Annotated in this window: 16 protein-coding genes; 5 read left to right on the top strand and 11 right to left on the bottom strand. The window is 60.9% G+C overall.

The window, feature by feature from the left end; genetic code table 11:
* Positions 1 to 178: 178 nt before the first annotated feature.
* A complete protein-coding gene (locus tag AC1DU9_RS04315) occupies positions 179 to 3,244 on the bottom strand; it encodes an efflux RND transporter permease subunit (RefSeq protein WP_223458343.1) in 3,066 nt (1,021 codons plus the stop codon).
* A 6-nt stretch (positions 3,245 to 3,250) separates the two neighbouring features.
* Entirely contained in the window at positions 3,251 to 4,351 is a 1,101-nt protein-coding gene (locus tag AC1DU9_RS04310; protein ID WP_223458341.1) for an efflux RND transporter periplasmic adaptor subunit, read from the bottom strand.
* 93 nt (positions 4,352 to 4,444) lie between these two features.
* Here AC1DU9_RS04310 and AC1DU9_RS04305 point away from each other — a divergent pair, with 93 nt between their 5' ends.
* Positions 4,445 to 5,089: a TetR/AcrR family transcriptional regulator gene (locus AC1DU9_RS04305; protein ID WP_223458338.1), complete on the top strand. Its 645-nt coding sequence runs from the start codon at positions 4,445 to 4,447 to the stop codon at positions 5,087 to 5,089.
* A gap of 117 nt (positions 5,090 to 5,206) precedes the next feature.
* Here AC1DU9_RS04305 and AC1DU9_RS04300 read toward each other — a convergent pair whose 3' ends face one another.
* Positions 5,207 to 5,989 (bottom strand): class I SAM-dependent methyltransferase, encoded by a 783-nt coding sequence (locus AC1DU9_RS04300; RefSeq protein ID WP_263289623.1) that lies wholly within the window; start codon positions 5,987 to 5,989, stop codon positions 5,207 to 5,209.
* A gap of 93 nt (positions 5,990 to 6,082) precedes the next feature.
* Between AC1DU9_RS04300 and AC1DU9_RS04295 the strand changes: the two genes are divergently transcribed.
* Positions 6,083 to 6,703: an energy transducer TonB gene (locus AC1DU9_RS04295; RefSeq protein WP_223458337.1), complete on the top strand. Its 621-nt coding sequence runs from the start codon at positions 6,083 to 6,085 to the stop codon at positions 6,701 to 6,703.
* Between the two features lie 3 nt (positions 6,704 to 6,706).
* On the opposite strand, the gene AC1DU9_RS04290 is transcribed toward AC1DU9_RS04295, so the two are convergent.
* The 6 genes from AC1DU9_RS04290 to ppc all read right to left on the bottom strand — a co-directional run bounded on the left by AC1DU9_RS04290 (position 6,707) and on the right by ppc (position 13,319).
* A complete protein-coding gene (locus AC1DU9_RS04290) occupies positions 6,707 to 7,528 on the bottom strand; it encodes an isocitrate lyase/PEP mutase family protein (protein ID WP_223458335.1) in 822 nt (273 codons plus the stop codon).
* A gap of 34 nt (positions 7,529 to 7,562) precedes the next feature.
* A complete protein-coding gene (locus AC1DU9_RS04285) occupies positions 7,563 to 8,423 on the bottom strand; it encodes a DUF72 domain-containing protein (RefSeq protein WP_223458333.1) in 861 nt (286 codons plus the stop codon).
* Positions 8,423 to 8,728, bottom strand: coding sequence for a hypothetical protein (locus AC1DU9_RS04280; protein ID WP_223458331.1), 306 nt, complete (start codon positions 8,726 to 8,728; stop codon positions 8,423 to 8,425). Before AC1DU9_RS04280 ends, AC1DU9_RS04285 begins: the two co-directional genes overlap by 1 nt.
* A 257-nt stretch (positions 8,729 to 8,985) precedes the next feature.
* Complete coding sequence (tsaB, locus tag AC1DU9_RS04275) at positions 8,986 to 9,660, bottom strand: tRNA (adenosine(37)-N6)-threonylcarbamoyltransferase complex dimerization subunit type 1 TsaB (protein ID WP_223458329.1); 675 nt, start codon at positions 9,658 to 9,660, stop codon at positions 8,986 to 8,988.
* Between the two features lie 93 nt (positions 9,661 to 9,753).
* Positions 9,754 to 10,401, bottom strand: a complete 648-nt coding sequence (adk, locus tag AC1DU9_RS04270) for an adenylate kinase (RefSeq protein ID WP_223458327.1) — start codon at positions 10,399 to 10,401, stop codon at positions 9,754 to 9,756.
* 287 nt (positions 10,402 to 10,688) lie between these two features.
* Positions 10,689 to 13,319: a phosphoenolpyruvate carboxylase gene (ppc, locus tag AC1DU9_RS04265; protein ID WP_223458325.1), complete on the bottom strand. Its 2,631-nt coding sequence runs from the start codon at positions 13,317 to 13,319 to the stop codon at positions 10,689 to 10,691.
* A 200-nt stretch (positions 13,320 to 13,519) separates the two neighbouring features.
* Between ppc and AC1DU9_RS04260 the strand changes: the two genes are divergently transcribed.
* The 3 genes from AC1DU9_RS04260 (at position 13,520) to lptF (ending at position 15,429) form a co-directional block, all read left to right on the top strand.
* Positions 13,520 to 13,864, top strand: coding sequence for a pilin assembly protein (locus tag AC1DU9_RS04260; protein ID WP_104450704.1), 345 nt, complete (start codon positions 13,520 to 13,522; stop codon positions 13,862 to 13,864).
* Positions 13,865 to 14,171: 307 nt separating this feature from the next.
* On the top strand, positions 14,172 to 14,585 hold the full coding sequence (locus AC1DU9_RS04255) for a DUF4398 domain-containing protein (RefSeq protein WP_223458323.1): 414 nt from the start codon (positions 14,172 to 14,174) through the stop codon (positions 14,583 to 14,585).
* Between the two features lie 46 nt (positions 14,586 to 14,631).
* On the top strand, positions 14,632 to 15,429 hold the full coding sequence (lptF, locus tag AC1DU9_RS04250; protein ID WP_223458320.1) for a lipotoxin F family OmpA-related lipoprotein LptF: 798 nt from the start codon (positions 14,632 to 14,634) through the stop codon (positions 15,427 to 15,429).
* Positions 15,430 to 15,566: 137 nt separating this feature from the next.
* Here lptF and AC1DU9_RS04245 read toward each other — a convergent pair whose 3' ends face one another.
* A complete protein-coding gene (locus tag AC1DU9_RS04245) occupies positions 15,567 to 15,896 on the bottom strand; it encodes a PA3694 family proteiin (RefSeq protein ID WP_223458318.1) in 330 nt (109 codons plus the stop codon).
* A complete protein-coding gene (locus AC1DU9_RS04240) occupies positions 15,893 to 16,807 on the bottom strand; it encodes an alpha/beta hydrolase (RefSeq protein ID WP_223458316.1) in 915 nt (304 codons plus the stop codon). Before AC1DU9_RS04240 ends, AC1DU9_RS04245 begins: the two co-directional genes overlap by 4 nt.
* Positions 16,808 to 16,878 lie beyond the last annotated feature (71 nt).

The following is a 16,878-nucleotide window of genomic DNA, read 5'->3' as shown; positions in this document are numbered from 1 at the left end:
AACACTTTTGACTGATAAGCCGTCATCGCGAGCAGGCTCGCTCCTACAATTGGATCGGGTACATCTGTGAGGGATTGGTCGGCTGGCAGGCCGCCATCGCAGGCAAGCCAGCTCCCACAATTTGACCGAGTACATCCGAGAGAGACAGATCGGCTGGCAGGCCGCCATGCTCAAACCCTCAAACCGACTCTTTGCGAACCCGAAACCAGGCAGCATAAAGGGCAGGCAAAAACAGCAGCGTCAACGCCGTCGCCACAATCAACCCCCCCATGATCGCCACCGCCATCGGCCCGAAAAACACACTGCGCGACAACGGAATCATCGCCAAAACGGCGGCAAGTGCCGTCAACACAATCGGCCGAAACCGCCGCACCGTAGCCTCGATAATCGCCTGCCAAGGCTTAAGCCCCGCAGCAATATCCTGCTCGATCTGGTCCACCAGAATCACCGAGTTACGCATGATCATCCCGGACAACGCGATGGTCCCCAGCATGGCCACGAAACCGAACGGCTGGCGGAACACCAACAGAAACAGCGTCACCCCGATCAACCCCAGCGGCGCCGTCAGAAACACCATCGCCGTACGCGAAAAACTTCGCAGTTGCAGCATCAGCAAGGTCAACACCACCACGATGAACAACGGCACCCCGGCCTTCACCGAATTTTGTCCGCGCGCGGAGTCTTCCACCGTGCCGCCGACATCCAGCAAGTAGCCGTCCGGCAATTCAGCGCGAATCGGATCGAGGGTCGGCATGATTTGCTGCACCAGCGTCGCCGGTTGCTCCTTGTCATAGATGTCGGCGCGTACCGTCACATTGGGCAGGCGATTGCGGTGCCAGATGACGCCCTCTTCGAAGCCGTACTCCAGGGTCGCGATCTGCGACAGCGCGACGCTGCGACCGTTATCGGTCGGTACCGCCAGGCTCGGCAGCAATGACAACTCGGTGCGCTCATGCAAGGTGCCGCGCAACAGGATCTCGATCAACTCGTTGTCTTCGCGGTACTGGCTGACACTGGAACCGGTCAGGGAGCTTTGCAGGAACCTCGACAGGTTCGCCGTGCTCACGCCCAGCGCCCGCGCACGGTCCTGATCGATGTTCAGGTACACCACCTTGCTCGGTTCTTCCCAGTCCAGGTGGACGTTGACCACATGCGGGTTCTCGCGAACCTTGGCCGCGACTTTACGTGCCAGCGCCCGCACCTCCTCGATGTGCTCCCCGGTCACGCGGAACTGTACCGGATAGCCAACTGGCGGACCGTTTTCCAGACGCGTGACCCGCGAGCGCAGGGCCGGGAATTGCTCGTTGAGGGTTGAGATCAACCAGGTGCGCAGGGTTTCCCGCTCTTCAATGGTTTTCGCCAGGACAACAAACTGGGCGAAGCTCGCCGCCGGCAGTTGCTGATCCAGCGGCAGGTAGAAACGTGGCGAACCGGTGCCGACGTAGGCCACGTAATTGTCGATCCCGGTATTGTCCTTGAGCAGCGCTTCGAGGCGTTTGACCTCGTCGGCGGTGTTGCTCAGCGAAGCGCCTTCGGCCAGTTTCAGGTCGATCATCAACTCCAGGCGACCCGATGCCGGGAAGAACTGCTGCGGCACAAACTTGAACAATACGATGGAGGCGATGAACAACACCACGGTCGCCGTGATCACGGTTTTACGCCAGCGCACGCACCACTCCACCAGACGCCGGACGCGCTGATAGAACGGTGTGCCATACGGATCGGGTTGGCCGGCGCCATGCTTGGCTGCATGGATTTTCGCCAGGTCTGGCAGGAGTTTTTCCCCCAGATACGGCACGAAGACCACCGCGGCCACCCACGACGCCAACAGCGCGATGGTGACCACCTCGAAGATCGATCGGGTGTATTCGCCCGTGCCCGATTGCGCCGTGGCGATCGGCAGGAAGCCGGCCGCGGTGATCAGCGTACCGGTGAGCATCGGGAACGCGGTGCTGGTCCAGGCATAACTCGCCGCTTTGACCCGGTCGAAGCCCTGCTCCATTTTGATCGCCATCATTTCCACGGCGATGATCGCGTCGTCCACCAGCAAACCCAGGGCCAGTACCAAAGCGCCGAGAGAAATCTTGTGCAGGCCGATGCCGAGGTAATACATGCAGGCAAAAGTCATCGCCAGCACCAGCGGAATCGCCAGGGCCACCACCATGCCGGTGCGTACGCCCAGGGAGAAGAAGCTCACCAGCAACACAATGGCCAGCGCCTCGACCAGCACTTGCACGAACTCGCCAACACCGGTTTTCACCGCAGCCGGTTGGTCGGAGACTTTGCGCAGTTCCATACCGGTCGGGAGGTTTTTCTGGATGCGGGCGAACTCGACTTCCAGCGCCTTGCCCAGCACCAGAATGTCACCGCCGTCCTTCATCGCCACCGCCAGGCCGATGGCGTCTTGCGCCATGAAGCGCATGCGCGGCGCCGGTGGATCGTTGAAACCACGGCGCACGTCGGCCACGTCGGAGATGCGGAAGGTGCGATCACCGACGCGGATCGGAAAGCTCTTGATCTCGTCGACCGTCTGAAAATTCCCCGTTACCCGTAGCTGCAATCGCTCGCTGCTGGTCTCGAAGAAACCTGCCGTGGACACCGCGTTCTGTTCTTCAAGGGCTTGCTGGACAGCCGCCAGCGGCAAGCCGAGGGTGGCGAGTTTGACGTTGGAGAGTTCGATCCAGATTTTCTCGTCCTGCAAGCCCAGCAGTTCGACCTTGCCCACATCCTTGACCCGTTGCAGCTGGATCTGGATGCGGTCGGCGTAATCCTTGAGCACGGCGTAGTCGAAACCGTCACCGGTCAGGGCGTAGATATTGCCGAAAGTGGTGCCGAACTCATCGTTGAAAAACGGCCCCTGAATCCCCGGCGGCAGGGTATGACGGATGTCGCTGACTTTCTTGCGCACCTGATACCAGAGCTCCGGGATCTCCACCGAGTGCATGGAGTCGCGGGCGATGAAGGTCACCTGGGATTCACCGGGGCGGGAGAACGACACGATGCGCTCATACTCGCCGGTTTCCATCAGTTTCTTTTCGATACGTTCGGTGACCTGGCGCGAGACTTCCTCGGCGGTCGCTCCCGGCCAGTTGGTGCGAATCACCATGGCCTTGAAGGTGAACGGCGGGTCCTCACTCTGGCCGAGCTTGGTGTAGGAAAGTGCGCCGACAATGGCCAGTAACAGCATCAGGAACAGTACGATCTGGCGATTACGCAGCGCCCATTCGGAAACGTTGAAGCGCATCGGGGCTTACTCCTTGTCCGCCAGATTGACCACGCGATTGGAGCGGTCCACCGGGCGCACCTGCTGCCCTTCGAGAAGCACATGGACACCGGCGGCCACCACCCAGTCGCTGGCGTTGAGCCCTTCAAGTACCGGTACGGTTTTTTCGCCAAAGGCACCGATTCGCACCGGGGTTCTCTTCAAGGTGTTGTTGGCGCTGACGACCCAGACATAGGTCACGCCGTTTTCCGCCGTCAGCGCAGACAGCGGAACGGACAGTGGGACCACGTCGGCGGCCTGCACGAACACTCGGGCGCTCTGGCCCAGCTCGACAGGAACCTTGCCGGAACTGAAGGCAATGCGGGCCGCGAAGGTGCGGGATTTTGGATCAGCCGACGGCGACAGCTCACGGATACGCCCTTCAAATCGCTGATCGGGTTGAGTCCAGAGTTCCACCGACACCGGCTCACCGACCTTGAAGCGACCGAAATTCTGCTCTGGCAGGCTGATCAAGACTTCACGCTCGCCATCGGTAGCCAGTGTGAACACCGTTTGCCCGGCGGCCACGACTTGCCCGACTTCCACCAGACGCTTGGCCACGACACCGTCCTGCGGCGCACGCAACACGGCATAACTGGCCTGGTTATTGGAAACGTTGAATTCGGCTTTGATTTGCTTGAGGCGCGCTTCGCCGGAGCGGTAGAGGTTTTCGGCGTTGTCGTACTGCGAGCGGCTGACCAGCTGGCGTTCCATCAGGGTCTTGTAGCGATCACGCTCGGAACGCACCAGATTCAGATTGGCTTCGGCGGCGGCGACCTGGGCGCGAGTGGCCTCCAGTTGCAGGCGCACATCCTGGGGGTCGAGCTCCGCCAAGGGTTGATCGGCCTTGACCCGCTGCCCCTCCTCGACCAGTCGTCGGCTGACTTTGCCGCCGATACGGAACGCCAGGTCCGGCTCATAACGCGCGCGAACTTCACCGGGATAGCTTTCCATCGACTGCGCCGAAGGCTCTGGCTGGACCACCATGGCCGGACGCACACTAACCTGCGGCGCCTCTTCGTGACCGCACGCAGACAATAAAAAAGCCAGGGTGATTGGCAACGCGAGGGGCAAGGCATAGCGGAACATGGTGAAGGACCTTTCGCTAATGGTGCTTTGAATAATTATACTGAGCAGTATGTTATTAATAGCAAACTCACCAGTCCAGTAATAAAAACGAATATGCCAAACAATCTTTCAGCACCCAGTGGCCCAGGCAGACCCAAGGATTTGGTCAAGCGCCAGGCGATTCTCGATGCGGCCAAAGCGCTGTTTCTGAGTAAGGGTTATGCCAATACCAGCATGGATGCCGTCGCAGCCGAGGCCGGTGTGTCAAAGCTGACGGTCTACAGCCACTTCAACGACAAGGAGACGCTGTTCTCCGCCGCCGTGATGGCCAAGTGCGAGGAGCAGTTACCACCGCTGTTTTTCGAATTGCCGGAAGGCGCGGCGGTGGAAACCGTGCTGCTGAACATCGCGCGCGGTTTTCATCAACTGATCAACAGTGATGAATCAGTGAACCTGCACCGCTTGATGATGACCCTGGGCAGCCAGGACCCAAAGCTGTCGCAGATATTCTTCGAAGCCGGGCCGGAGCGCATGCTGCATGGCATGGAACGCCTGCTGAGCAAGATCGATGAAAGCGGTGTGCTGCGCATCGACAAGCCGCACAACGCGGCCGAGCACTTCTTCTGCCTGCTCAAGGGCGCCGGGAATTTCCGCTTGCTGTATGGCTGCGGCGAGCCGCCGGTTGGCGAGGCGGCGGAGAGCCATGTGCGGGAAGTGGTGGGGTTGTTTATGCGGGCTTATCGGCCTGAGCATGCCTGATGGATTTGCAGTGTCCGGGCTAAAGCTATCGCGAGCAGGCTCGCTCCTACACTGGCTCTATGCAACACCATAGATCCCTGTAGGAGCGAGCCTGCTCGCGATTGGGGCGACTCGGTCCTACGGCTTGAGCGCCTTCTTCGGATAAATGTCATACCGACTGGACTTGCCATCCAGCGCATGGCTCGGCTTCGGCCCGTCGATGCACGGTGCCTTGCGCGGGCGCTTGACCACCACCCGGTGGCTGGCCAGGGCCAAGGCGGCTTCGAGCAATGCCGGCGCATCCGGGTCATCGCCCACCAGCGGCCGGAACAGGCGCATTTCCTTCTTCACCAGCGCAGTTTTCTCACGATGCGGGAACATCGGGTCGAGATAGATCACCTGCGGCGGCTCGCCTTCCCAGTTACGCATCACCTCGATCGAATTGCCCTTGAGCAAGTGCATGCGCGCCACGATCGGCGCCACGTCGAAATCTTCCGCGCCACGGGCCAGACCGTCTTCCAGCAAGGCACCAATCAGCGGCTGACGCTCGATCAGGCTCATCTCGCAACCGAGGCTGGCCAGCACGAACGCGTCTTTACCCAGCCCCGCCGTGGCATCCAGCACCCGCGGACGCACGCCTTGAGCGATGCCAACAGCCTTGGCGATCATCTGCCCGCTGCCGCCGCCGTACAACCGGCGATGGGCCGCACCGCCCTCGACGAAGTCCACCCGCACCGGGCCTGGCGCATCCGGCCCCAGCTGTTGCAACTGCAAACCCTGATCGCCCACCTGCAAGGCGAATTCGCCGTCCACCACTTGCATCGGCAAGCCCAGGCGCTCGGCCCATTGCTCGGCTTGTGGCTCAAAAGCCGCGTCCAGGGCCTGGACATGGATGCGGCAGGCCGCAGGTTGATCAATCATCGGAAAACACGCTCAAAAAATTAATGATCGGCAAAAACGGCCGATAACAAAACTATCGAGCATTTTGCCAGAGCTGAGCGTCGACCGAGAGAAATGTCAGACATTCAACCCACATTCACAGGTTTTATCTCGCCCTACGGCGACTACAACCTGCGAAACACCCAGGCACTGAGCGGCGTCAGCCACATCTGGCAGGATTTCTTTGCCCGGGCGCTGGCTGAACAGTCGGGTGAAGTGCTGCCGCAATCGCTGAACTTTCCACCGGTCGATCTCGAAAGCCCTGTCGAGCCGACCGTCGGCAGCGAGCTGCTGGAGCACATCCTGTCCCAGCGCGAATGCGAGGTGAAAGACAATGTAATCCGCCCGCCCGAGCCACTGTTCCTGCCGATTGCCGAATTCGAAATGGACCTGGCAGACAAACCACGTCCACCGTTCCCGACGGATGAAATCGTCGCCCAGCAAAAACAGCAGGACTTCGAAAGCGGCTGGGTTCGCCCGATCGTGCTGAAAGCCGGTCAGCCGGTATACGAAGCAGGCCCTGCCCCGCAACCGCGTCCGCTGCACTTGCCTATTGCCAAATTCGAACTCGACCTGCTCGACAAGCCGTTCCCGCCGTTCTCGCCGCAAGAACTGATGGAGCAGCAGAAACAACTCGATTTCGATAATGGCTGGGCCCGCCCGATCATCTTGCAGAACCTGCGTATCGCCGCCTGACCTTCAGCCTTTGAAGAATTGATTGGCCTTCTGGTACGGCATCGACCGGGAGGTGAAACCGAACGTGCCTGACGTCTGGATTTCTTCGGCGGCGCGAAAGAATTCGCCATAGGCCGCCAGTGCCAGCGCCGAACCGACGCTGATGCGCTTGACGCCCATCTCACCCAACTGCGCGACCGTCAGCTTCAAGCCCCCCGACATCAACACATTCACCGGTTTGGGCGCCATGGCGCGCACCACCGCCAACACATCCTCGGCGCTGCGCAGGCCCGGCGCGTAGAGCACGTCGGCACCGGCCTCGGCGAATGCCTGCAAGCGGCGGATGGTGTCGGCCAGATCGGGATTGCCGTGCAGGAAGTTTTCCGCCCGGGCAGTCAACGTAAAGTGGAACGGCAAACTGCGAGCGGCAGCCACAGCGGCCTCGATTCGCGCCACGGCGTGTTCGAAACAGTAGATCGGGCCTTCTTCGCGGCCGGTGGCATCTTCGATCGAACCACCGACGGCACCGGCCCCTGCTGCGCGCAAGATGCTTTTCGCGCAGTCGGCCGGGTTGTCGGCAAAGCCGTTTTCCAGGTCCACGGCAACCGGCAAATCGGTGGCGGCGACAATCGCCTGAACGTTCAGCAGGGTATCGTCGAGGGTCAATCCGCCATCGGCACGGCCCTGGGAAAAGGCATAACCGGCACTGGTGGTCGCCAGCGCCTCGAAGCCGAGGCTGGCAAGCATTTTCGCCGAGCCGGCGTCCCACGGATTGGGAATCACAAAAGCCCCGGGGCGTTCGTGAAGGGCTTTGAACGCTTGGGCTCGAAGGGTTTGCGCATCCATTGGGCAGGCTCCTGAAGAGGGGAAAGAATCCGCCTCAGAGCAGGCCAAGTTGCTCGATGGCGGGTTCTCTGTATAGCTCAGGCAGCGCCGGCAAGCCAGGCAAACGCAGCATAAGCCGGGCATGAAAACGCTGCGCCAGCTTCGCGGCCAGCAGGTTGTCGGCGGTGTGCAGGAAAATATACGGCGTGCGGCCTTCTTCGATCCACACCGCGATTTTTTCGACCCACGGTTCCAGGAACGTGTCGTTGGCCTCAAGCGTCGGATGGCCGATAAAACGCACCTGCGGGCATTGCGTGAATGCCGCCGGACGCGGTGGCACACGGGGTTTCTTCGATTGAGCGTGGAGCACCGAAGGTTCGGTCGAGGTGCAACTGAACAGCGCACGGGGATCGAGACAGATGCGTTCGACTCCACGATCCAGCAGCAGACGGTTGAGCATTCGCTCGCTGTCACCCTTGGCGAAAAACTCGTCATGCCGCACTTCCACGGCCAGCGGCCGCTGCATGGCATCAATAAATCCGGCCAGTTCGGGCAAACGTTGGGGCGTGAAGCTTTTCGACAGCTGTAACCACAGTGGCGAGACCCGCTCGCCGAGAGGGCTGAGCAATTGCACGAAGGTTTCGGCGGCGGTCAGCTGCTCGCGCAGGTCTCCACCGTGGCTGATCTCGCCGGGAAACTTGGCGGTGAAACGAAAATGTTCGGGCATGGTATCGGCCCAACGCTGCACGGTGCTGGCAGCCGGGCTCGCATAGAAGGTCGTGTTGCCTTCCACGGCATTGAAAACCTGGGAATAGAGATCAAGAAAATCGGCGGGTTTGGCGTCCGGCGGATACAGGTAGTCGCGCCAGGCGTTCTCGCTCCAGGACGGACAACCGAGGTAATACGGCAGCAACATCAGATGTACAGGTCGAGACCCAGCACATCCGCTTCCCAATCGACAAAACCGGCGGTGCTCAGGTAGCTGGCCAGGGCTGTCGCCACGCTTTTGCTCATGGCACGGTGGTAAATCATGTCTTGCTGACGGGCGGGAAGATTGCTCAGTTTTTGCGCAGAGGCTCTGGCGGCGCGGGCAGCCAGTTGCTCTTCAGTCGGGAATTCCAGCTCGCCGTCGATATCAATGACGTCGTCTTCCACCACGCGGCCTTGGCGAGGTTTGCGCTTGATGGGGTAGGACTGAGAAGAGGCGCCGTCTATACGCATGCGTGCATACTCGGAATCAGTGATGGCAGTTTAGTGGCGCATTTTCCACTTCGCAAACCGCCGAGTGATAACTAGAACACATAAAAGGCAAAAGGTTTAAAAGCTGGGGTTAGAAACTGATGATTGGCTATAACTGGTAGATCGCATCGCGAGCAAGCTCGCTCCCACAGGGGACAGATGTGTTCACAAATCCTGTGGACAACCCCAATCACTGTGGGAGCGAGCTTGCTCGCGATAGGTACAACTCGGTATAGGATCTATCGCGCTTTAGGCGTCGCCACCTTGTCACGCAGATAAACCGGCTGCGCCTCATCGGCCACGATCCCCTCACCACGTTCCCAGGCAAACCGCGCCAGGGTCAGCAAGTCTTGAGCGTGGGGCAACATGCCCGCATCCTGCCCGCTCAGGCTGACGGCGATACGCTCGCCATAACCCCAACCGGTGCCTGCGCCGAACCACTCGCCGTCGGCATCGGCCGGCAATGCAGCGGACTCCGGCGGCAGTACCGCTTCAGCACCCACAAGGCGCATCTCCCCGGCCGTTTCGCGGTAGCAACCCCAATACACTTCATCCATGCGCGCATCGATGGCAGCGGCCACCTGAGTGGCGCCGTGTTCGCGCAACGCACGTTGCGCCAGCACGGCCAGGTTCGACACCGGCAACACCGGGCGATCCAGGGCAAACGCCAGGCCTTGCACCACGCCGATGGCGATGCGTACGCCGGTGAAGGCGCCCGGGCCACGGCCAAACGCGATGGCATCGACCGCTTGCAGGGTGGTCCCGGCATCGGCCAGCAATTGCTTGATCATCGGCAACAGCTTCTGCGCATGCAGGCGCGGGATCACCTCGTAATGGCTCGTGACCTTGCCGTCATGCAGCAAGGCAACGGAGCAAGCTTCAGTCGCGGTGTCCAGGGCCAGCAAGGTGCTCATCAATGTTTCCACAAGAGAGGTCAGAAAAAGTGCGTCAGTATAAACAACTACGGCCCGCAAGCGGGCCGTGGATGATGCTGCGGATCAGACTTTTCAGCTCAGGGCCGCAAGTACCTTGGTGGTGATTGCTTCAACCGAACCGACGCCTTCGATATGGCTGTACTGCGGCTTGCCGTTGGCAGCCGCCAGCTTCTGGTAGAAATCCACCAGCGGCTTGGTCTGGGAGTGGTAGACCGACAGGCGATGACGCACGGTTTCTTCGGTGTCGTCCTTGCGCTGCACCAGATCTTCACCGGTGACGTCGTCTTTACCGGCCACTTTCGGCGGATTGTAGACGATGTGGTACACGCGGCCGCTGGCCTCGTGAACGCGGCGACCGGCGATACGCTGGACGATTTCTTCGTCTTCGACGGCGATTTCAACCACTGCATCCAGCTCGACGCCGGCCGTCACCAGGGCTTCAGCCTGGGGAATGGTGCGCGGGAAGCCGTCGAACAGGAAACCGTTGGCGCAGTCGGACTGGGCGATGCGGTCCTTGACCAGTGCGATGATCAGGTCATCGGACACCAGGCCACCGGCATCCATGATGCCCTTGGCCTTGATGCCCAGCTCGGTGCCGGCCTTGACCGCTGCACGCAGCATGTCGCCGGTGGAGATTTGCGGAATGCCGAATTTTTCGGTGATGAACTTAGCCTGAGTACCTTTACCGGCCCCGGGAGCTCCCAGCAGAATGACGCGCATCGATGTGCTCCTCAATTTTTTATATGGATAACGTCAGATTCGCCTCATTGGGCCAATCTCAAAAATAGGGTCGTGACCGCCCAAACGGCCAAAGGCTGATCAAGATACACAGCAGGCTGCGCCCACACAAGACGCCAAAAGTCGGAGAAACCGCTGCCTCTTGCGACCATTGCGCGCGGTTTGCCAAGTCGCAACCCCATCATTAACTGTCGCCTGACAGCACTTTTCAACCCGTCATACGGCGGCACCCGGCTCACCTGCCGGATGCCTGACCCACGGCAAAAATCTTAGCCGGTGTTTCGCAAACCGGCGGCAATCCCTGCCACAGACACCAGCAAGGCCTGTTCTACCGGGCTGCCCTGCGCTACGTCCTGTTGTCGCGAACGGGCCAGCAACTCGGCCTGCAATAGATGAAGCGGGTCAAGGTAGGTGTTGCGCAAGCGGATGAACTCAAGGGTCGCCGGGCTATGTGCCAGCAGCTGCGACTGCCCGGTCAGGCCGAGAACGATGGCGCACGCCTGCGACAATAGGTCGCGTAAGTGCGCACCCAATGGCAACAGATTCGGCTCCACCAGACGCTCATCGTAGGACCGCGCAATGTCGGCATCGGCCTTGGCCAGGACCATTTCCAGCATGTCGATGCGGGTGCGGAAGAACGGCCACTGCTCACGCATCTGCCCCAGCAGTTCGCCTTCGCCACGCTCCAGGGCCTTGCTCAGGGCCGCTTCCCAACCCAGCCAGGCCGGCAGCATCAGGCGCGTTTGGGTCCAGCCGAAAATCCACGGAATCGCCCGCAGGCTTTCGATCCCCCCGGCCCGGCGCTTGGCCGGACGACTGCCCAGTGGCAAACGACCGAGCTCCTGTTCCGGCGTGGACTGGCGGAAATACTCAACGAACTGTGGATTTTCCCGCACCACGGCGCGGTAAGCACTGACACCGTCTGCGGCCAGTTCGTCCATCAAATGGCGCCACTCGGGCGTAGGTGGCGGCGGAGGCAGCAAGGTCGCCTCCAGCACGGCGGCCAGGTACAGGTTGAGGTTCTGTTCGGCGATGTCCGGCAAGCCAAATTTGAATCGAATCATTTCGCCCTGTTCGGTGGTGCGGAAACGCCCCGCCACCGAACCCGGTGGCTGCGACAGGATCGCCGCATGGGCCGGGCCGCCGCCTCGCCCCACGGTGCCACCGCGACCGTGGAACAACAGCAGTTCCACTTGCTGCGCACGACAGATGTCCACCAAACGTTCCTGTGCCCGGTACTGCGCCCAGGCCGCCGCCGTGGTGCCGGCGTCCTTGGCCGAGTCGGAGTAGCCGATCATCACTTCCTGCGGCCCTTGCAGGCGCGCGCGATAGCCGGGCAACAGCAGCAGCTTTTCGATCACCGGGCCGGCATTGTCGAGGTCGGCCAGGGTTTCAAACAGCGGCACCACGCGCATCGGCCGCAACACGCCGGACTCTTTGAGCAATAACTGCACGGCCAGTACATCGGAAGCCGCACCGGCCATGGAAATCACGTAGGACCCGAGGGATGCCTCAGGCGCAGCGGCGACTTCCCGGCAGGTCGCCAAGACCTCGGCGGTGTCGGCGCCAGGTTTGAAGTACGCCGGCAACAAGGGACGACGATTGCTCAATTCGCGCATCAGAAAGGCGATGCGCTCTTCCTCGCTCCAGTCCTCGTAGCTTCCCAGGCCAAGGTAGTCGGTGATTTCGGTCATCGCCGCGGTGTGCCGCGACGAGTCCTGGCGCACATCCAGACGAACCAGGAACAGTCCGAACGTCACTGCCCGGCGCAGGCAATCGAGCAACGGCCCGTCGGCGATCACGCCCATGCCGCACTCGTGCAAAGAGTGGTAGCAAAGCTCCAGCGGATCGAGCAGTTCGCGGTTGTTTTGCAGCACGTCGACCGGTGCCGGCGTTGGCGTCGACAAGGCGGCGTGTGCCCAGTTGCGCGTCGCCCGCAGGCGTTCGCGCAGCTGTTTGAGCACTGCCCGGTAAGGTTCGGCGCTGTCTCCCGCCTTGGCCTTCAATTCCTCGCTGGCCTGCTGCATCGACAGCTCAGCGGCCAGGCGATCGACATCGCGCAGGTACAAATCGGCTGCCATCCAGCGCGCCAACAGTAAAACCTCTCGGGTCACCGCTGCCGTCACGTTCGGGTTGCCGTCGCGGTCGCCGCCCATCCACGAGGCAAAGCGAATCGGCGCGGCCTCCAATGGCAAGCGCAGGCCGGTGGCGGCGTGCAGGGCCTGATCGGCCTTGCGCAGATAATTGGGAATGGCCTGCCACAGCGAATGCTCGATCACCGCGAAACCCCACTTGGCTTCGTCCACCGGCGTGGGGCGCGTGCGGCGGATTTCCTCGGTGTGCCAGGCTTCGGCGATCAGGCGTTGCAAGGTGGTCTTGATCTGCTCGCGCTCGGCACCGGTCAGATCGCGGTGATCCTGAGCCGCCAGTTGCGCGGCGATGGCGTCGTACTTCTGGATCAGCGTGCGGCGTGCAACTTCGGTGGGATGCGCCGTAAGTACCAGTTCGATCTCCAGCCGACCCAGTTGCCGGGCCAGCGCGTCGGCGCCATGCCCCTCGGCGCGCAGACGCGCGAGCAACTCCGGCAGTACCCGGGCTTCGAACGGCGCCTCTTGGGATTCCTCGCGGCGGTGAATCAACTGATATTGCTCGGCGATATTGGCCAGGTTGAGAAACTGGTTGAACGCCCGCGCCACCGGCAGCAATTCGTCTTCGGTCAACTGGTTGAGGCTGGCGCTGAGCTCGGCGTCCATGGAGCCGCGCCGGTCAGCCTTGGCGCCCTTGCGGATCTGCTCGATCTTGTCGAGAAAACCGTCGCCATATTGCTCACGAATGGTATTGCCCAACAGCTCACCCAGCAGGTGAACATCCTCGCGCAAGCGTGCATCAATATCGGTCATCAGCAGGTCTCCAGCAAAAATCCGGGCGGCTAAGAACCTAGAGAGTGCCGCCCCAGACGGGTTCTTACAAGCAAGACGACGAAGGGACTTTAAACCTTGCCTGTTGAAGCTAGTCTGAAGATAAGCCGCACAATGGCTGTCGCCGGCCAATGCCGGACACTCACCCTGCCTGCCACGAGCGGGAGCGCAATGAGGTCAATATGAAAATCCGCGAGCTTGCCCACCACTGGGAAGAAAACGCCAAAGGTCGCCTGACCGACACCGGCTACTCGATTCATCTGGACGTGGAGTCTGCCGCACGGCTGGCCGCGCTCGTCGAGATGTACCCCAAGCGGCATCCCGAAGAACTGCTCGGCGACCTGATCGGCGCCGCGCTGGAAGAGCTGGAAAGAAGCTTCCCGTACGTCAAAGGCTCGACCGTGGTCGCCACCGATGAAGAAGGCGATCCACTGTACGAAGACATTGGACCGACCCCGCGCTTTCTGGCGCTGTCACGTCGGCATTTGCACGATTTGTCGATGCCTGACGACAAACAGAAGCACTGATTTTCAGCTGTACCTGTGGGAGCGAGCTCGCTCCCACATTGGCCTGTATTTCACTTCGAAAATTGCGCTTCTACGGACCTGTAAAAGGTCCTGCATAGCGCTTCGCGTCATGTAAATCCCCGCCTTAGAGCCCTGTCCATTCGATCACGGCTTTTTCAATGGCTGACTAATTTCTCTGAACTTTCAAAAAAAGCCTCGGGTCAACCCAAGTAACCACGCCTGGGACGAGCGTTTCAAAATACCCCGCAATCGATGGTTTCAGTACCTTGCCCAGGGTGGACTTCGACGTTTTTCAGGAATTGGCCCAATGGAGTTGAAGACCATGAAAACCCGAACCGGAACCCCCTCATTTACCTGTTCGCAAAGCCTGAAACTGGCGGCATTGGCCCTGGGCAGCTGCCTGGTCCTGGCCGGCTGCGCCGGTAACCCGCCGACCGAGCAGTACGCGGTCACCCAATCGGCCGTCAACGACGCCGTCAGCGCCGGCGGCACCGAGTTCGCCGCCGTGGAAATGAAATCTGCCCAGGACAAGCTCAAGCAAGCCGAAATCGCCATGCACGACAAGAAATATGACCAGGCCCGGATGCTCGCCGAACAGGCCGAGTGGGACGCTCGCGTGGCCGAGCGTAAGGCCCAGGCGATGAAGGCCGAACAATCAGTGAAGGACGCGCAGAAAGGCGTTCAGGAATTGCGTCAGGAAAGCCAGCGCACCGTTCAGTAAGCGGCGCGGCACCCCCGCATTCCCACTCGACTAAAAGGACGAAATCATGAAACCCAATCAATTGATGATCCCTGCCCTGCTGGCTGTCACCGTAGCCCTGGCGGCCTGCTCCACACCACCGAACGCCAACCTCGAACAGGCCCGCAGCAACTACACCGGCCTGCAAGCCGATCCGCAGGCCAGCAAAGTCGCGGCGCTGGAAACCAAGGAAGCCAGCGACTATCTGGACAAGGCCGATAAGGCCTACATGGACAAGGAGGACGCCGCCAAGGTCGACCAGCTTGCCTATTTGTCCAACCAGCGCGTCGAAGTGGCCAAGCAGACCATCGCCCTGCGCACCGCAGAGGCCAGTCTGAAAGATGCCTCGGCGCAACGGGCTCAGGCCCGCCTCGACGCCCGGGACCAGCAGATAAAACAGTTGAAGGACAGCCTCAACGCCAGGCAAACCGATCGCGGGACGCTGGTGACCTTCGGGGATGTACTGTTCGCCACCGACAAGGCCGAGCTGAAAGCCAACGGCCTGGCGAACATCAACAAACTGGCGCAGTACCTACAGGAAAACCCCGAGCGCAAAGTGATTGTCGAGGGCTATACCGACAGCACCGGTACGGCGTCGCACAACCAGTCGCTGTCGGAACGTCGCGCAGGCTCCGTACGTGCTGCGCTGGTGAAGATGGGCGTTGATCCGGCGCGGATCGTCGCCCAGGGTTACGGCAAAGAGTACCCAGTGGCGGATAACAGCAGTACCTCGGGTCGGGCGATGAACCGTCGGGTGGAGGTGACCATTTCCAATGACAGTCAGCCAGTGATGCCGCGTTCGGCGGTGAGTTCTTACACCCAATAATCAGCCACAACACAATACCTGTGGGAGCGAGCTTGCTCGCGATGGCGGAGTGTCAGACAACACATGTGTTGAATGTCAGGCCATCATCGCGAGCAAGCTCGCTCCCACAAAGGGATTTTGATAGCCACAGATTTAGCTTACGGCTCCAGCTTCTGCGGCGTTTCCTGCCCCATGCAGCGCACGGCTTTTTTCTTGCCATCGACCAGCACGCCGGTCAGGCCTTTCTGTTCCATGTCGAACAGCACCAGCACCCCATCAATGCACTGCGCCACTTGGGCGGCCGGTTCCAGGGAGACTTTGTAGTCTTCGCCCGGAATGGTCTTGAGCATGGTGAATTCGTTGAGCAGCAACGCATCCTCAGGCTTGGCAAAGTGCAGGTAGCCGTACCACCACAGGGCGCCGACGGTGCCGAGGATGCTGCAGATACCGGTGATGATCAGCGGGATGGCGTTACGTTCTTCACTCATTGCGGACTCTCTGGTGGTTCGGTTTCTGAATTCGGGGGTGCCGGGTAGTTGGGGATTTCACCCAACCGGCGCAGGCCGTTGAAATGCTGCGGGTCATCGAGATAACGCAGCATGACCTTGCGCCAGACCGGGTTGGCGAACGTCTGCACATGACCACCACGGGTCAGTTGCAGCACCCGCGGCGGCGGCGCAGCTTGATACAGTCGGATGCCGTTGGAAAGAGGCACGATCGGATCATCGATGCTGTGGTAGAGCAGTTTCGGCACATCCTTGAGTTGCGCCATGGAGTTGATCGCGCTGTCGCCGTCGGGCACCAGCCACGACAACGGCACCTGGAATGGCCAGGTCAACCACGAGGTGCTCAGGGCAAACCGGCCCACGCTGCGGTAACTGGCGGGGACACCATCGAGGACGATGGCCTTGAGTTGTTTCTGCCGTTCCGGGTGCTGGACCAGGTAATGCACGGCCATCGAGCCACCAAGGCTCTGGCCGAGCAGGATCAACGGCTTGCCCTTGACCTGCGGCGCCTTGTCCAGCCAGGCGAATGCGGCGTCGATGTCCTGATAGATCGCCGGCAAGCTCGGTTCGCCTTCGGACAAGCCGTAACCGCGATAGTCCACAAGCAACACCTGGTAACCATTTTTCGGCAACCAGAAACTGCCGCCGAGGTGCATGGGCAGGTTGCCGCCGTTGCCGTGCAGGTGCAGCACCGTGCCTTTGACCTCGACACCCTTCTTCGCCGGCAGCCACCACGCATTCAGCTTGAGGCTATCGGCGGTGGTCAGGGTGATGGTGCGGTATTCGAGCCCGGCCTTTTCCGGAGTGAACAACTGGCCGGGTTCGGGGTAGAACAACAGCGAGCTGCAACCGTTCAAGACCAGGAGAAGGCAGAGGATGCCGAGGGTTCTCATCCGGTGAAACCTCGCAAAAAATGGATTGGAACACAATCCCCTGTGGGAGCGAGCTTGCTCGCGATAGCGAT

It is taken from the genome of Pseudomonas sp. P4_C1 (assembly GCF_056402155.1).
The sequence above is the reverse complement of the archived record's forward strand: the minus strand, read 5'-3'. Positions and strand labels throughout refer to the sequence as shown.

Excerpts from the sequence above, each read along its gene's own strand:
- AC1DU9_RS04315 (WP_223458343.1), bottom strand. The coding sequence starts at position 3,244 with ATGCGCTTCAACGTTTCCGAATGGGCGCTGCGTAATCGCCAGATCGTA.
- AC1DU9_RS04310 (WP_223458341.1), bottom strand. The coding sequence starts at position 4,351 with ATGTTCCGCTATGCCTTGCCCCTCGCGTTGCCAATCACCCTGGCTTTT.
- AC1DU9_RS04305 (WP_223458338.1), top strand. The coding sequence starts at position 4,445 with ATGCCAAACAATCTTTCAGCACCCAGTGGCCCAGGCAGACCCAAGGAT.
- AC1DU9_RS04300 (WP_263289623.1), bottom strand. The coding sequence starts at position 5,989 with ATGATTGATCAACCTGCGGCCTGCCGCATCCATGTCCAGGCCCTGGAC.
- AC1DU9_RS04295 (WP_223458337.1), top strand. The coding sequence starts at position 6,083 with ATGTCAGACATTCAACCCACATTCACAGGTTTTATCTCGCCCTACGGC.
- AC1DU9_RS04290 (WP_223458335.1), bottom strand. The coding sequence starts at position 7,528 with ATGGATGCGCAAACCCTTCGAGCCCAAGCGTTCAAAGCCCTTCACGAA.
- AC1DU9_RS04285 (WP_223458333.1), bottom strand. The coding sequence starts at position 8,423 with ATGTTGCTGCCGTATTACCTCGGTTGTCCGTCCTGGAGCGAGAACGCC.
- AC1DU9_RS04280 (WP_223458331.1), bottom strand. The coding sequence starts at position 8,728 with ATGCGTATAGACGGCGCCTCTTCTCAGTCCTACCCCATCAAGCGCAAA.
- tsaB (WP_223458329.1), bottom strand. The coding sequence starts at position 9,660 with ATGAGCACCTTGCTGGCCCTGGACACCGCGACTGAAGCTTGCTCCGTT.
- adk (WP_223458327.1), bottom strand. The coding sequence starts at position 10,401 with ATGCGCGTCATTCTGCTGGGAGCTCCCGGGGCCGGTAAAGGTACTCAG.
- ppc (WP_223458325.1), bottom strand. The coding sequence starts at position 13,319 with ATGACCGATATTGATGCACGCTTGCGCGAGGATGTTCACCTGCTGGGT.
- AC1DU9_RS04260 (WP_104450704.1), top strand. The coding sequence starts at position 13,520 with ATGAAAATCCGCGAGCTTGCCCACCACTGGGAAGAAAACGCCAAAGGT.
- AC1DU9_RS04255 (WP_223458323.1), top strand. The coding sequence starts at position 14,172 with ATGGAGTTGAAGACCATGAAAACCCGAACCGGAACCCCCTCATTTACC.
- lptF (WP_223458320.1), top strand. The coding sequence starts at position 14,632 with ATGAAACCCAATCAATTGATGATCCCTGCCCTGCTGGCTGTCACCGTA.
- AC1DU9_RS04245 (WP_223458318.1), bottom strand. The coding sequence starts at position 15,896 with ATGAGTGAAGAACGTAACGCCATCCCGCTGATCATCACCGGTATCTGC.
- AC1DU9_RS04240 (WP_223458316.1), bottom strand. The coding sequence starts at position 16,807 with ATGAGAACCCTCGGCATCCTCTGCCTTCTCCTGGTCTTGAACGGTTGC.